This is a genomic window from Dryocola clanedunensis subsp. sulfonylureivorans (assembly GCF_016756775.1).
Classification (GTDB): Bacteria; Pseudomonadota; Gammaproteobacteria; order Enterobacterales; family Enterobacteriaceae; genus Dryocola; species Dryocola clanedunensis.
On sequence record NZ_JAERMU010000047.1, the window covers coordinates 1 to 14,709 of the forward strand.

At 46.9% G+C, this 14,709-nt stretch carries 12 protein-coding genes and 1 pseudogene; 6 read left to right on the forward strand and 7 right to left on the reverse strand.

Annotated features, from left to right (window positions below):
• The first annotated feature begins 127 nt into the window (after positions 1-127).
• Positions 128-976, forward strand: coding sequence for a flavin-binding monooxygenase-like family protein (locus HYQ67_RS23390; protein WP_237391426.1), 849 nt, complete (start codon positions 128-130; stop codon positions 974-976).
• Between the two features lie 31 nt (positions 977-1,007).
• Here the strand turns inward: HYQ67_RS23390 and HYQ67_RS23395 are convergent, their stop codons facing one another.
• On the reverse strand, positions 1,008-1,460 hold the full coding sequence (locus tag HYQ67_RS23395; protein WP_202308532.1) for an acyltransferase: 453 nt from the start codon (positions 1,458-1,460) through the stop codon (positions 1,008-1,010).
• A 368-nt stretch (positions 1,461-1,828) separates the two neighbouring features.
• On the opposite strand from HYQ67_RS23395, the gene HYQ67_RS23400 reads away from it, so the two are divergent.
• Positions 1,829-2,440 carry a DNA-binding protein gene (locus tag HYQ67_RS23400; protein ID WP_202308534.1) on the forward strand — a complete coding sequence of 204 codons (612 nt, stop codon included), beginning with the start codon at positions 1,829-1,831 and terminating at the stop codon, positions 2,438-2,440.
• The gene (locus tag HYQ67_RS23405; RefSeq protein WP_202308553.1) at positions 2,437-2,937 is read left to right on the forward strand and encodes a hypothetical protein; all 501 of its coding nucleotides are present in this window, start codon (positions 2,437-2,439) and stop codon (positions 2,935-2,937) included. Before HYQ67_RS23400 ends, HYQ67_RS23405 begins: the two co-directional genes overlap by 4 nt.
• 391 nt (positions 2,938-3,328) lie before the next feature.
• Here the strand turns inward: HYQ67_RS23405 and HYQ67_RS24145 are convergent.
• A pseudogene (locus tag HYQ67_RS24145) lies at positions 3,329-3,822 on the reverse strand (DUF3800 domain-containing protein); the annotation flags it as partial.
• Positions 3,823-4,690: 868 nt separating this feature from the next.
• Positions 4,691-5,020 carry an NIPSNAP family protein gene (locus HYQ67_RS23410; protein WP_237391427.1) on the reverse strand — a complete coding sequence of 110 codons (330 nt, stop codon included), beginning with the start codon at positions 5,018-5,020 and terminating at the stop codon, positions 4,691-4,693.
• Between the two features lie 702 nt (positions 5,021-5,722).
• Between HYQ67_RS23410 and HYQ67_RS23415 the strand changes: the two genes are divergently transcribed.
• Positions 5,723-6,649 (forward strand): LysR family transcriptional regulator, encoded by a 927-nt coding sequence (locus HYQ67_RS23415; protein WP_202308535.1) that lies wholly within the window; start codon positions 5,723-5,725, stop codon positions 6,647-6,649.
• Positions 6,650-6,711: 62 nt separating this feature from the next.
• Positions 6,712-7,572, forward strand: a complete 861-nt coding sequence (locus HYQ67_RS23420; protein WP_202308537.1) for a LysR family transcriptional regulator — start codon at positions 6,712-6,714, stop codon at positions 7,570-7,572.
• Positions 7,573-7,771: 199 nt separating this feature from the next.
• On the opposite strand, the gene pgaD is transcribed toward HYQ67_RS23420, so the two are convergent.
• Genes pgaD through pgaA form a run of 4 tightly spaced genes read right to left on the reverse strand, consistent with a single transcriptional unit; the run spans position 7,772 to position 13,970 of the window.
• The gene (pgaD, locus tag HYQ67_RS23425) at positions 7,772-8,179 is read right to left on the reverse strand and encodes a poly-beta-1,6-N-acetyl-D-glucosamine biosynthesis protein PgaD (RefSeq protein ID WP_202308539.1); all 408 of its coding nucleotides are present in this window, start codon (positions 8,177-8,179) and stop codon (positions 7,772-7,774) included.
• Entirely contained in the window at positions 8,176-9,510 is a 1,335-nt protein-coding gene (gene pgaC / locus HYQ67_RS23430) for a poly-beta-1,6-N-acetyl-D-glucosamine synthase (RefSeq protein ID WP_202308541.1), read from the reverse strand. Before pgaC ends, pgaD begins: the two co-directional genes overlap by 4 nt.
• Entirely contained in the window at positions 9,503-11,518 is a 2,016-nt protein-coding gene (gene pgaB, locus HYQ67_RS23435; RefSeq protein ID WP_202308543.1) for a poly-beta-1,6-N-acetyl-D-glucosamine N-deacetylase PgaB, read from the reverse strand. Before pgaB ends, pgaC begins: the two co-directional genes overlap by 8 nt.
• A 10-nt stretch (positions 11,519-11,528) precedes the next feature.
• Positions 11,529-13,970, reverse strand: coding sequence for a poly-beta-1,6 N-acetyl-D-glucosamine export porin PgaA (gene pgaA / locus HYQ67_RS23440; RefSeq protein WP_202308545.1), 2,442 nt, complete (start codon positions 13,968-13,970; stop codon positions 11,529-11,531).
• A 678-nt stretch (positions 13,971-14,648) separates the two neighbouring features.
• Between pgaA and HYQ67_RS24450 the strand changes: the two genes are divergently transcribed.
• On the forward strand, positions 14,649-14,709 hold a 61-nt coding region (locus HYQ67_RS24450), incomplete at its 3' end, for an ESPR-type extended signal peptide-containing protein (protein WP_431355461.1).

Sequence of the window (14,709 nt, forward strand, 5' to 3'; positions counted from 1 at the left end):
AGCGGATTCACGTTTGAATTCAGGACTAAAATTTCTTCGTTTCATTGGTGCACCTGTATTGTTCTGAGGTGAGCATATCACCTCTGTTCAGGTGGCCAAATTCAGTAAACCACTTCATATCAGCAGAATGAGCTACTCCCGCTACCTGAGTTATCTCGACGAAGCGTTGCCGGAATACATGAAGCTATATCGTTCAACAGGCATGCTGCCAGAACTGGCTAATAACAACGCTGTTCACGTAAATGAAAAAATCATCCCCAATATTGCATCTGGTCACATTACGGTTAAACCGCAGGTTGAGCGCTTTCTGGCCGATAACAAGGCTGCATTTGTGGATGCGACACAGTGTTGCTATGACGTAGTCATATTCTGTACAGGCTATGAAATGCCTGACTATTCATTGATTACAGGTTTTGATCGTAGCAGGTTGTATGAGCATTTTTTCTGGGCTGACGACCCCAGCCTGTCTGTGATAAACCCTCCTGTTGATACCGCAGGCTTTGGCGCTGCATTCCCCTATTTTGATGTCATCAGTCAGTGGGTTCTGGGTGTTTTTTCCGGTAAAATAAGTTTACCCCCTGTGGATATCATGCTGGAGTGGTGTACTGAGCATATGCAACATCTCAGCGTAAAACGATTTTATGACAGCTGGCTGGAAACCATTCGTATAGGTCTCAACGCGGGTGTCCTGCCAGATCCCTCGGAGGATTTTGGTCGGTACTGGAATCTTATCTCCAGTGTCGCAAGGCCGGCTTATCTCTCGTCCCAACCGGACGAGCCCGAACGTGGCAGGATGGACGGCCAGTTTAATTTTGAAACGGCAAGAGTACAGATCCTGGCCGGGCTGGGGAAAGAAACCCTGACAGGGATTTTCAAAAAGGGGGACATCAGCGAAACTGACTATCATGCAGCGCTGGCAACCAAACGCCCGGACATTATAATCGCCACTTTACCCTATTCTCAGTCTTATCTTTGAGAGTATTAGGGGCCCTAAGGGCCCCTAATATTTAGAGCGATCGTATCATTCTGGCCGGATTACCTGCATAAATTCCTTTTACTTCCACGGGTTTTACGACCACGCTCCCGGCGCCAATAACGGCTCCATCGCATATAAAGGGGGTCAGTATAGTACTTCCACTACCCACCGTGACGAAATCACCAAGGGAGATAATTATCCAACTAGAAGCTGAGGGATCGGGGCTGCCGGAACGGAAAAGGTCATTAGCAAAAGTTACGTTATGTCCAATAAAACAATGCTCACCGACTGTCACATTTTCACACAGAAAGGTGTGTGACTGTATACGGGTGCCGGAGCCGATGACGCATCCTTTCTGAATTTCGACAAATGGTCCGATAAATACATCATTCTGAAGCTCGCATTCATAGATATTGACTGGTTTGATGACCGTAACATTGCTTCCTGTAACAACGTTACGTACGCAGCTCTCAATTAATTTCATAAATCCACACCCTCGATTTATGGCAGACAAAGGTAACTATCTGCGCTTTATGTCCAGAAGTTTTCCCGGCGGCATGCGACGTGTTGCCAGTTCGCAGTCCGATACTGCCACTGTAATTGCTCAGATGACATCTTCCCGATAGAAAACTACAAGCGGCTTAACACCTGTCCAGCAAAAGTACGCCACAGATCCCCTTTCAGGGGTTTTCGGATCCGCCTGCCGGAATGAGTACGATGTGTATGTACTACATTATTGTACACACACATCATACTGTATGTATTGTATGTACTAAGTGTATTTTCTGTATTGTGTATTATTTCCCCGCAGCGTAAGATCCAATCAAACCCCGTACATTCCCGGAGCACGCCATGAGCACACTGCCACCCGAAACCGTCCGCCGCATTGAGGACGCCGCTGCCGCCCTCATCGCCGCCGGCACCCCGAATCCGACCAACGAGCAGGTTCGCCAGCACCTCGGCGGCGGCTCCCTGTCGCATATCTCCCCGGTGATGCGCGCATTTCGCGCCCGCCAGCGCGAGCAGGCCGCTGAACAGACCACGCCCCTGCCGGCAGAGCTGGCACAGCTGCTGACCGGCCAGCTGGGGCTGCTGTGGCAGGCGGCCGTCAGACAGGCCGGGGCTGACACCCTGGCGGCGCGCGAGCAGGCCGACGCGGATATCGCGCAGGCCGACCGGGAGCGGGATGAGGCGCAGGCGAACGTGGCCACCCTCGAGAGCGAGCTGGCGGTGCTGCGCGAGGTGGTGGCCCAACGTGACCGGCTGCTGCAGGAGGTGCGCGAGCTGCGCGCGGAGGCGCTGCCGCTGCGCGAGCAGGTGGCCCGCCTGACCGCCACCGGCGAACACCTGGTGGCGCAGCTGCAGGACACGAAAGCGGAGCTGAAGGAATCCCGGGAGGACGGACGTAAACTTCAGGCCGAACTGCTGGCCCTGGCACGCCAGGACGGGAAGGTGAAGAAATGAATGCGGACACCCGGGCCCGCGTGGAGGCTTTCCGTCGCGCGCTGGAGCTGGCTGCCTGGGATCGGTCCGGTGAGCCGGTACCGTCCGTCTGGCGTGACTGTTTAAAGGCATTTCCGGGCGGCTGCTGCGAGCTGGCCAGCCAGACGCTGGTCGAGTATCTGAAGGAGCATGACGAAAAACTGTTTCCCTATGTCATCGGCATGCAGTGGGATGACGGTCCTGACAGACACGGCCATGTCATTGTCGCCCTGGACGGGGAGTACATCGACCTGACGCTGGACCAGTTTGACGGGTATCACGACCGGATTGTGGCGGAGCCCGTCGAGTCCGGCGGGCAGATCGCGGCATTTATACAGAAGGTCCGGGCCCACGGGGGGACCCTCAGCACGCGTGAACTGACGTTCGACGGCATTCCACCAGGCGTGGAAACTATATGCCTGGCTGAAGGAGGTGGCGGACGATCTGCTCGCTGCGTCAGGACAAGGCAGGGCACCTGACAGTATGACTCTGCCGGTCTCCACGGAGGTCCTGCCTCAGTATCGCGCCGGAGCGGGGGCCGGTCCGTCAGACACGGCCACTCACGTCACTGGGCAGAAAAACCGGAAGCCAATGACGCATGTGGGCACCATTACCGAATGCTACCGGCCCTGCGAGGTCAGGCTGCGGGAAACCGCCACCTGGTGGGTCAGTGAGTGCGGTCTGCGTTTCAGAAAGGCCACCGGCGCTGCGGTCGGAAGCGGGGTCTGGAGTGCAAACCGCCTTGATTTGAAGAGCATCCGGGAAATCCAATCTGAAGATTAACGGCCCGGGGTCCCTCCAGAAGATGCCGGACGGACGCATCATCCAGTCGCGGCCGCTTCCACTTCCGTGCGTACACAACCTGCCGGATCAGGATTGCTGCAGGATTTGCACCCGATGTGCCAGCCGCCTCGCCTGTTCCTGATCCCGGTATTCATTCGCATTTTTCATTATTTCGGCCGATGGTTCCGGTAGTTTTTCAAAGAATTCCTTAGCTCGTTTAGCGACCGACTGCAGAGAAACACTGTCCGTGCGGCGGTATTCTGATTCGTGTAAACCAGGCGGGCAAGCGGTCTGGTCAGCTCCTTCCCTTCCATAAAGCATTTGAAGATCCAGAGATATATATCAACCAGCTCCAGTCCTGCACTCTGCGTACCCGTCTGGAATACCAGCGGTTCAGCCGGCATGTTCGTCACATCCATGCCCGGTAAACCGGGTCCGTTTATCCAGGGCTGCCCACGTATCTGGTAATAGAACTCCCTCAGCTCCCGCTGGGTGGTGTTGAACTGCGACTGCTGGTCCACAACGATGTCGGCTTTTCGGTTTGGTGCTCCCAGGAGGGACCAGATAGGGGTCAGTTTGGATATCGGAAATTATTGTACGTTTAGCGCATTATTTAACCAAGCCAACCCGTAAGGGATTGATTTAGTGCCAGTGGATATCGCTTTTAAATTATCGCGTATTCCGTATCGCATTTAGGTTATCCGATTAGACAAAATCCACGGGAAACGGCGTATAGCGTGGGGGTACACCCTATCGCCATAGGTAAGCCTGTTCAAAAAACAGGCTTACCATACAATAATTATCTATATTCAAACTGCCCCCGAAATACAGCGGTTTAAAGAATCACCGATCTGGTTTTGCGAATACTGATATTGATGATACTAACGGCCCACCGGCCTGTTGAGGAACCTGTAAAACGGGAAGGCTCATTGAAGCCGTATATTTTCTGGAGGTTCATCAGGCGCGGAAATCATCGAGGCGCGGGAATAAAATCCTATTCAGACGCCGGATAGATTCAAGCAAGCCAACTTATCGTCAAAATCGGTGTTGAAAAAACGGGAGTGACCATAGATTCCGTTTTCCAAGCGGACTCCTGTTCTCGCCGCCGGGCAGTAACGGGGACAGCGGGTTCATCAGATTTGATGCGCTGCGGGTGTTCCTTAACCGGGAGGAATTTGACGGCCTGGTGGGCCAGCTGGCTGACCGTGCGGAAGAGGGCCCTCTGTCCGTGGTGCTGAGCTGCATTTACGGGGATCTGTGACAAGCAACCGCACATAAAGTTGATGCGTCCCGCTGCCGGTGAGGGGAGGGAGCTTCAGGCCTCTTCATAAACTGAAAGAGCAACAACGGCCAACGGGTATGATCCGGCAGCAGGCAGTGCGTGCCTCTGCCATTCATCATTCAGGCCGGTTCCACCTTTATTGTTCCCGACAGCCGGCGAGCAAATTTCTATTGGTCATCGGGTAACACCACGCGATGACTTTCGAGGATCAGGTTCAGAATGGCATTGCGTGGACCCTCTATCCACAGGGGATCGCCATAAAAATCATTTAAACTTTCTTCCATGACGGATTCACTCGAAAATGCCCGAACCAGGTAATAACAGTCTGCATCATGCAATGAATTCCCGTGTCTGAGAATTTTCAGGCCTGACCGTTGATGAAGCGGGACACTTTGTTCAGTCATAAGGGTGTGAAACGCAGCTCCGCTTCCCGGTTTTAATCTGTACTGAAAAACGTCAATAATACCTTTCAAATAATCCTCCGCTGGAACCTTCATGATGCATCGCTCAGACAACAATGTTGTTTGATTTGTTTTTTTAAATTTATCGATATCTCTTTATAAAATTATCATGAACTATAGTGAGTAAATGTTGTTTATCAATAGATTGCGATCAATACATGGTCATGAAGCGGTTGTTTATTGAGCAATACTGGAAATGTTAAATAACCTAATTATATTACCAATAGTAATTTTTAATATTGTAATTATTTAGTTTTGCAAAACTAAATAACATATGCATTGAATTTTATGGTTTTATACACCGAAAGCAAGGGCGGCGATTTTTTCTGTTTTAATCAACAGTCTTTTTGATCATGAAAATAATTTAGTGTAGTGTTTTTTAAAAGGAGAATGTTCGAAAAATAAAAATTCAAAAACCACCTACTGCTTTAAGATCTCCCTCACTTTAGGCTCTTATCAAAGAACCATGTCCGGAATGGTAGCGACAATATGATGAATGAGCCCCTTAGGCTGTTAATTTTTAAAAGGACTTTTGCGTTGTATAAATAGTATCGCCTTCAGACATGAAATACTAATAATTCGACACGTGTTTTTTAAATGAGATGCAGGCAGTACAGATTTTCATTCATTTCTTATGGCGTACTTAAAAATAGCGACACAGCAATAAAAAAATTATGCCCAGGCGTGATTATTCTGAATATTTATTCGATACAAATTTGTCATGAGTATGGAGAACACATGAAAAGAGAAATAGATCTTAAACTATTAAAGGTCATTCACACCTTGGTGAATACTGGCAGCGTGACTGAGGCAGCACGCAAGCTTCAGCAAAGTGCGGGAAATATAAGTTATCAGCTCGGGAAGGCCAGGGAGTTAACCGGTGCTTATCTATTTATTCGCTCCCGAAATGGCATGAAACCTGACTCCACGGCTTTAGAGCTGAGCCAACGCTATCAACAATTTATTGAAAGAAACATTAATGGTTCGGATTTATTTCCTTATCCTCAGAGAAATACACTAAACATCAATACTTTTTCGCTACTGGAGATGATGTTAGCCAATAATATTTGTAACAATAAAAGTCCGGATAAGCTGTTTCGATATATTTTTAATTCTTATATGTCAAATCCAGATGAGCGATTGCAGAGACTGAGGAACAAAGATATAGATATTGATATTGGTAATAAATTGCCGGCGGATGAGGCGATAATAACGGTAAAGCTGTTTACCTCCGATGTATATGTTTTGGTCGGAAATAAGAATGTCCCTGTAGACAGTTCTTTGAGTATGCAGGAGTTACGTTCATTCCAATATACTATATGCTCGTCTAATCTTGATTATTATAGTGATAGCATAGAGGGGGCGTTACGGACATCACAATTTATCCAGTCACGGAAGGTGGCAGTTGTTTCAGGGAGCATTATTAATATGGTATCTCTATGTGCCAATAGCCGTTATATCATGTTAATCCCAAATAATTTCGCGCCTATGCTGGAAAAGAATTTCCCGGTAAAATGTATGCCACTCCCTCCGGAACTTGACATCCGTTACGATTGTTACATGCATTACTCTGCACAACTAGAAAAGAATTCTTGGCTATTAAAAAGTATCCATGACTCTATCACCAGTATGCATTTCTATAATCCTCAGTATGAGATTATATAATCTCCAGTTATTAGAAGGAAGCATTTTAGAATATGAATTATTCCGACGAGGATAGAGGACTTATGAATAATTATAATCTGAATACTCTGAAAATTGTGGATAGTATTATTGAATATAAATCGGCTCATAAAGCGGCAAACGTTCTGGGAATGTCTAATTCTAGTATCAGCTATGCGTTAAAAAAATTACGTCATGATACCGGTAAGCAATTCTTTACCCGCTCGAAACATGGCCTCGTGCCTGACAATAATGCCCTTGAGCTTCAAAAGATATATAAGGATATTCAGATGCTCAGCGGAAATCAACGAGAGTTTATTATTGCCACCTACTCGCCTGTAGAGTTGTTAATTGGTTTACATATACAGGCTCTTTCTCAGGAGGATCTTTTCCTTCAATTCCATGAAATACAAGGCTCTGTTGAACAGCGTCTCAAAAACCTCCGGCACCGGTCGGTAGATATTGACATTGGAAGCCAGTTACCGGTGGACAAATCTATCATCCGCTATCCCTGTCTGGTATCGGATATGTGTGTCATGGTCAGTAAAAATCACAGTACTATTCAGGATACATTCACCAGTTTCCACTGGTACGAGAATCAACATGTCATATGGCTCAGAGATAATGATGAGATATCAGATTTGTTGATGGATATAGAAAAAGATCTTGCGGTTTTTGAAAACAGAAAAATTGCCTGTGAAAGCACCAGCTTATTTGCCATGATCCATTTATGTGCTTATAGCGATAATATTATGTTATTACCTGAGGTGTTTGTTCCTTCTTTTGAGAAAATATTCCCTGTTAAATCCTTTAAAATGCCATGGGATATAAATTTTAAATTTGAGTTTTATATTCATTATCATCACGAGGTTAGCAAAAACCCCAACACTGAAGTGTTAATTACGTTGTTTGATAATTTAATTTAATTAGGCAGGCTGATTATATAATCAGCCTGCTTCTCCATTGCCATACTATCCATGCCTTCTGTCTAAGGATTTTATTTCAATAATAATAATTCAGAAAATAGAAATAAGTAGGGGCCTTTGGGGTGAAACATGCCCAGGGATAGGCCCCGTTATTTTAATGCAGATACGATGGGTTTATAATTTCTGTCTCTGTGACAATTCAGTCTACAGCAATAATATCACCTTCGGCATTATGGTGAATCGTTATTCGTTTCGCTTTGTAGAGTCGCGTAAGAATAGAGGGTTTTATATTCATAATCTCGACTAACTCTCGACTAATAAAATGCAGTGGCCGATAGCTATATCGGTTACCAAACCGCAGATGATTATACATATCCCACATAATTAACAGTAGGCAATTGAGAATAGCGGCTGCTAAGAAGATTAATATCACCCCTGATGAAACGGCGATCTCTTCAATGGTTACGCCAAACTGATCTGACAGAGGTAATATTACCCCCTGATAAATCAAATAGCCGAAACCCAACCATGCAATTACTGTCAATGCACTATCAATGACGTTGGGTAATAATCCTCGCTCAGTAAAAATCAATGTCTTTTCGTTCATTTTATTCTCCCTATTCCCCGGTCCGGGCTGACCCAGCGGGCACGTGTTTTTCGAATTTTAAGCATAACTTTTGGAAAAGCCACCAACGTTGTAAATAAATTAAGCATCCAGAAAACAACAGGGAACCAGACAATCCAAAAGAGTGATCTGCCGAGATGTTTTTCATATCGCCTTTCGATTAACAAACTGATAATCGATTGTAACAAGCACATTATGGCCAACAGTAAGCCGGCATACGTTGGTGGAAATAAGTTATGCACTACCAGATTCTCAGGTAATGGCATGAATTTATTAAGCAAAAATAATCCCAGGGTCAAAGCATAGGCAAATGCCCACAATGTTGAGAGGGCAAACTCAAGCGCTAATGGCCACAGACGATGATATTCCCAGCTACAAATGCGCAGGATATTCTCTCGGAAAACTTCAGCCCCTCCCTGAGCCCAGCGTAGACGTTGTTTCCAGAGGCCTTTAAGCGTTTCCGGCATCTTCACCCAACATAGCGCGCGTGGTTCATAGAAGATTTCCCAATGTTGTAACTGCAGCCGCCAACTGACATCAATATCTTCAGTAATCATATCCGGGTTCCAGAAGCCGACACCGGCGAGTGCTTTACGATTAAATGAGACTATTGCGCCTGAAACAGTAAATACCTTGCCATAAACGCGCTGGGTTCTTTTTATCAAACCAATGATAGAAGAGAATTCACCCACCTGAACTCGTCCAATTAATGTTGAGCGAGTTCTGATCCTTGGGTTACCCGTTACGGCACCGACTCGTGGATATTCAATTAAAGGCGCTACCAGCCAGGCTGCGGTATCCGGCTCCAGCAATACGTCACCGTCGATGCAGACTAAGTAATCACTGCGCGCCGCAAGCGCCCCTGCACGCAACGCCATTGCTTTTCCCTGATTTTCAGCCAGGTGGATAACCCGTACGATGGGATATTCCGCGCCAAGTTGGTTCAGAACCGCCAGCGTGTCGTCTGAAGAACCGTCATTAATAGCTATAACCTCAAAATTGTTATAACGCTGGGCGAGCGCCGCCTCAATTGTCTCGCGAGCATTATGTTCTTCGTTATAGCAAGGGATAAGAATAGATATCAGGGGCTCTTCTTTTAACGCCGGAGGAACAGGCGCGTGGCGATTCCACGCCCATTTGCGTTCCCAATGGAACCAGAAATAGAACCCGCCAACCATCCACAAGATCGACATAAACTGTGGCCAGAAGTAGACAAAATTAAGGATGTATTCGCCTGTGACCAGGGCTGCTACTCCCAGAGGCAATCCTAATACCAGGCACAAGAGTAATAATGCAACAAAGCGATCAGTCATTTTGTGGGTACCAGTAAGTTGAAAATGCAGGTTTAACCGCTGACAGTTTTGGTTGGTCAGTGATGAAATCATCGGGATAGTAACCGAAGCTTTTCACTCCGTTGATTTGCAGCAGTGTCATCCAGTCCGCGAGTTGCTCACCAGAGATGGCCTGCTGCTCTTTGGCACGCCAGTCTTTGGCCTGTAGTTCAATAATTGTTTTATTCAGCCCGTTGTTTTTCCCGGCAATAGTTTTAATTAAGCGAACCAGCCATGATGAGCTTTGATCGAGGGGAATGTTCTCCATCAGCGGCATTGCCATGGGCACTGTCCAGTCGTACGAGGCGAGAAAATCATCCATATTTTGTGCGTACCAGGCTTCACTTTCAGGCTTAAGAATCGGCATTGCGAAGATGTTGCGGGCTGTTTTCACCTGCGGGCCACGGATATCTCTCAGCGTATGCGTCAGCTGCTGGGTAAGGTCTACCAGCGCTTTGCTTTTGAAGCGGGTCCATCGTTTGAAGACCAAAGGATTTTCCCTGATCCCAGCGATGCTGCCTGGGAATCCGGCTTTTTGATAAGCGCTAAGCGCAGCCGGACTGGCATCTTCGTAATCGGATAACGTTGCATCGTCATGGAACAATATGCCTTTGAAGTTGCTGTATTTTGCAAGATCGGCATAGATATCATTCAGGGCACCGCGTACTTTAGGATCCCACGGTGACAAACGAATATAGGGTTGGTTGGAAGGGGATATATCGTTACTTTTTGGGTTCCATGACGCCACCCGAGACAGCGATGGGTCAAGGTCAAAGGCCAGTACCGGCATCCATGCAAACACCTTTACGCTGACGCGCGACTGTAACTGCCAGGCAATATAGTTGAACAGATCTGCCCGCACCGGCAGATGGCGGTTTGGGAAATAGAGCGATTTAACAGTGCCGTCACCATCTGGATCGGCAAAGGCCTGTAAAAAAACATGCGTGATTTTCATATCAAAAACACGCTGGATCAGCTTGTCGATGTTTCTGGATTGCTGGGCAGGATCGTGGTCGTAAACATAATCCAGATCTACATGCATCACTCTAACTGGCGATTTTTCCTGCACGCTGGCGATGGTACTGGAGAAGTCTTGCAAAGACGGATTTCCGGAGATCAGTATGCGTGGGATATTGTCCAGTTGATGGATATCCGCCAGCCCTTCATCCAGGCTGAATGCCATCTTGTAGCCATGCTTTTTTGCTATCGACAGCGTTGTGCCATTAGCGGCACCATATGGCCAGACCCATGCGCGGGGGTGATTTCCCGTAACCTGGGCAAGCTTTTGCGTGATTTTCTGAACATCGGCATCGATACGCTGATTAAATTGTTCATCTGTTTCATATTTGCCGGTTCGCGGATCGTAAGAACGGTTGGCTACCGCAGGCTCTTTGCTGCCCTGTGGATTTGCCACAATACCCAGATGTGAACCCCAAGTATGGGAACCTATTTCAACCAGCGATGAGCGAGATACTTCGTGAACCATTTCCCAGGTGGCAAATTTTTCGCGAGGCGTTATCAGACCGCCAAAATCAATGGGTTGCTTAGCGGGGCCATCTACCCATTTGCCCACCGGAGCCCAGAGTGCCGGGAAGCGATAGGCCTCGAGCAGTGGCCATACCCGGTAATAAAAACTGCTATAGCCATCGTCAAAACTCAGGAGCACCGCTTTAGACGGAAGTGTTTTACGCCCCTGATTTGCATCAAGAATATCCTGCACGCTAATCGGGTTATAACCATTTTGCTTCAGCCAGGCCATTTGATCATTCAGCGCGCTTGTACGTACAGATAAGTAACGTTGATCGGCCGCGATGTCTTCCACATCGTGATAAGCCAGTACCAGAAATTTGTCTTTCGGCCATGGACTGTTAGCAGCCAGCTGAGGACGAGCAGCAGGCGGGGTAAAAGGTATCGTTTCAGCCCTGGCGACGGATGCCATCACCATGAGAAGGCCAGTGAACATTCCTATTTGGTGGATCTTTTTCAGCATAACGGAGCCTCTAAAATCTTAAATTCGCATCAAGAGCAATGGATAAATCCCATTCAGGAGAGCCATCGTAAGAACGCTTTTCACCTTTCAACGTGCCGCCTACATCGAGCACTGAATTCATCTGAATACGCTGCCCGTAGCCGAGTGAAATAACCGGAGCCGTGCCGTAGTCTTCCTGCCAGCCCATGCCGCCACCTGCTACAAACTGCTGGCTCCATGTTGTGGTAGCGTACCGGTACAAGGTATGGTTCAGCTCAAATACCGTTGTGGCGAAAAAGTCTTTCGCTGGGTTGTAATAAGAGACGTTGCTTTCGCTATTTGTACTGCCAGACACAGCCGGTACTGCATACAGGCTTAACCCTGGTCGTTGCCAGATGAACTCTCTGCCTTCGAAGCCATATTCGTAACGATGGTTGTTATCGGAAAACCAACTGGATGAGAGTGAGGCTTTGTACTGGCGTCGTTCATTTTGCTGCCAGAGGATCCAGCTGCTAGCGCTATTGGCTGTTACACCGTTACGTAATGCGCGCAAAGGCGTATTTTGGGAAAAACGTTCGACGCCTCCACCAACCTGCCATTTGTCGTTGAAGTCATGTGAGGCAGAAAGGCGTGCACCGAGTTTATTGTCACTATTAAAATGATTATTCGAGAGCTCCAGCTCGCCCCAGTTATCCCTGGAACGCCACTCGGCACCGCCGAAAACATCACGATCAATGCCTTTTCCCTCTTCGAACTGCCCGGTTGTGTAATTGAAACCGCCAAAAAGACGTAAGTTATGATCGACAGGCGGGGAGTAAATGGCTGTTTTAAGTGTGCCGTCATGTGACCCGCTTATCGGGCTGTCAGAAGCAATGCCGTGCTCGATACTGATTCGCAGCTCTGACATTCGATCGATATTTTGTTCGCGAACAAGGCGTTGGGTCGATGGAGAACGGCTATCACGCTTAACAGCATCCTCGGTCAGAAGATCAGCCTGCTGCCACTCCTGTAATTCCCTTGCTACCGAAGCTTGCTGCCGTTCCAGCTCCAGATTCGACGGTTCGGCAATCTCTGCAATTTTTAACTGCTTCTCAGCCTCGCGTGGCCTTCCGCGAGCCTGAAGCACCGCAGCATAGCCGATACGCAGGCCCTGATTACCCGGGGCTGTTTCGGCCATTTTTGACGCCAGCGCTTCTGCTTCAGGCAGCTTATCGACAGCGACGAAATAATCGACATGTAACTGTTGTAGCGTTAGCCATACATCATTAGGTTGAGGTGCGGATAACCCCAAATAGTGAACAAGGTAGGGCGTTTTTTTATCCGCTCGAACCAGTAATTCCTTAGCTTCATCAAATTTGTTGTTATCCATGAGGACGTAATACTTAAGCTGTAGGTTTATCTCATCATTGGCGGAGGTGATTTCTGGCTGCAAAATTTCATATGCTTTATCAGGATGCTTGTCGGTTAAATAGGCGTCTGCAACCCATTGGCGGGCGTATAGAGGCAGGGGGTGATGGCCGCGGATCTCTGTTTCCCAGGCGTGGATTACGCCCTTGTTATCATTTTGCGCAGACAGTGCCCCAAGACGATCAATTTGCACACGCCGATAAAGCGTTAAATCTGTTTTGTCGGTCGCCCAGGATCGCATGAATTTGTCATAACGAAGCAGGGCGTTAGTTGAGATTTGATAACGAGCACTTTCTTCACGTGAGTTGCTATTAGAAAGTCGAACCAGCCTCGCGGCAGCGTTCGCTGCTATTTTTTTTCTTTCTGGTGCCGGAAGATTCAGTGATCGGGAAATCCTTAATGCAGGTTCGTTGACGTTATTTTGATTGAGTGTCTGCACTAATTGTTTACGGTTGCTGTCATCAGGTGATATTTGTACTGCTTTGCTTGATGCAAATAATACATCCCACTGGCTTCCCTGACGCTGATATATATAAGCCTTTAAACGATAAGCTCGATCATCTTGATTGTTATTAAAAAATTTATTGGTTTCAGCCAGAGCAAGCTGCGTGCGATTGGCATCTGCTAATGTCATTATCCATGCCTGACGGTAACTTTCATTTTTCGGGGATATTTTCATCGCTCGTTGCCAGAGTTTGAGCGAGGCATCCCATTGCTTGATATTACGGTAGGAATGTGCAGCAGCAACGACAGCCCGCTCAGGGAGCGATGCTGTATCAGGGGCCTCTTGCCATAAGCGCACGGCCTCATGGTCTCTTGCCGCCCAGTTTGAAATTTGAATAGCATCTGCTCGTTGAGCGATCTCTAACGTCTGCGACTTCTCCAGAACTTTTAGATGATCCAGGAAAGGGATATAATTACCGTTGCGGGCTTCAATAATCATCTGGTCATAAAGTGATGTATTGGCATAACTTACCGGAGATATAACGGCGCTACTCATTAATACCCCATTGATAAAAGCTGTGGTGAAAGCAACATTATCCCATTTAGTTTTCAACCATCTCATAATACCGCCCCTGCAATTTCTTAATGCATGAGAAACTCCATGTCTGGCGATAATAAGGTGCAGGATGAAAATATCCTATTTTAAATTATTTCAATAAGTCCCCGATGATTTAGAAAGGAATATAAAATTATTCCTATTTGAAATTAATAAGGACATTGATAATGAATTGCGTAAAGCTTTTAACCTATATTATTGAATGTAGAAATAAACACAATAGGAATATCTGGATATATTCTTTAAACATCATAAAGATGTTTGCATTAAAGGTTTGTCAGATTTTTAGTATTCATGAAATTGGTGGAGAGGTAGGCGGGGGCTAATGAGATGAGCAAACTGTGCTCTGAACGATGGATGATCACTTACGGTGATAATGCTGTAGAGGCTGCAAATAATTTACTTGGGGCGTATTTTATTTCTCTAATTTTGTTATTTAATGTACTTGCATTTTGCGTTTTTTTGAGGTGCACCCCTTGTGATTCATGAGTTTACATGCTTGTTTTTTTGTTTTTTCGAATTCACTAAATTGTGTATCTACCATTTTAAGTCGCAGAGTTCTGTAACGTTGTGGCATTAGATAACTCATTATTTATTTTCGATTGAGTAAGCGTTACGGTGATTTTTCATCTCGCATTACAAAACGGAAAATGTGTCAGTAACAGTATAGGGAAGGTAGAGAAGATGAATAAGTCCTATAAAATTGTCTGGAATGAAGCGACCCAGGACTGGGTCGTTGCCAGTG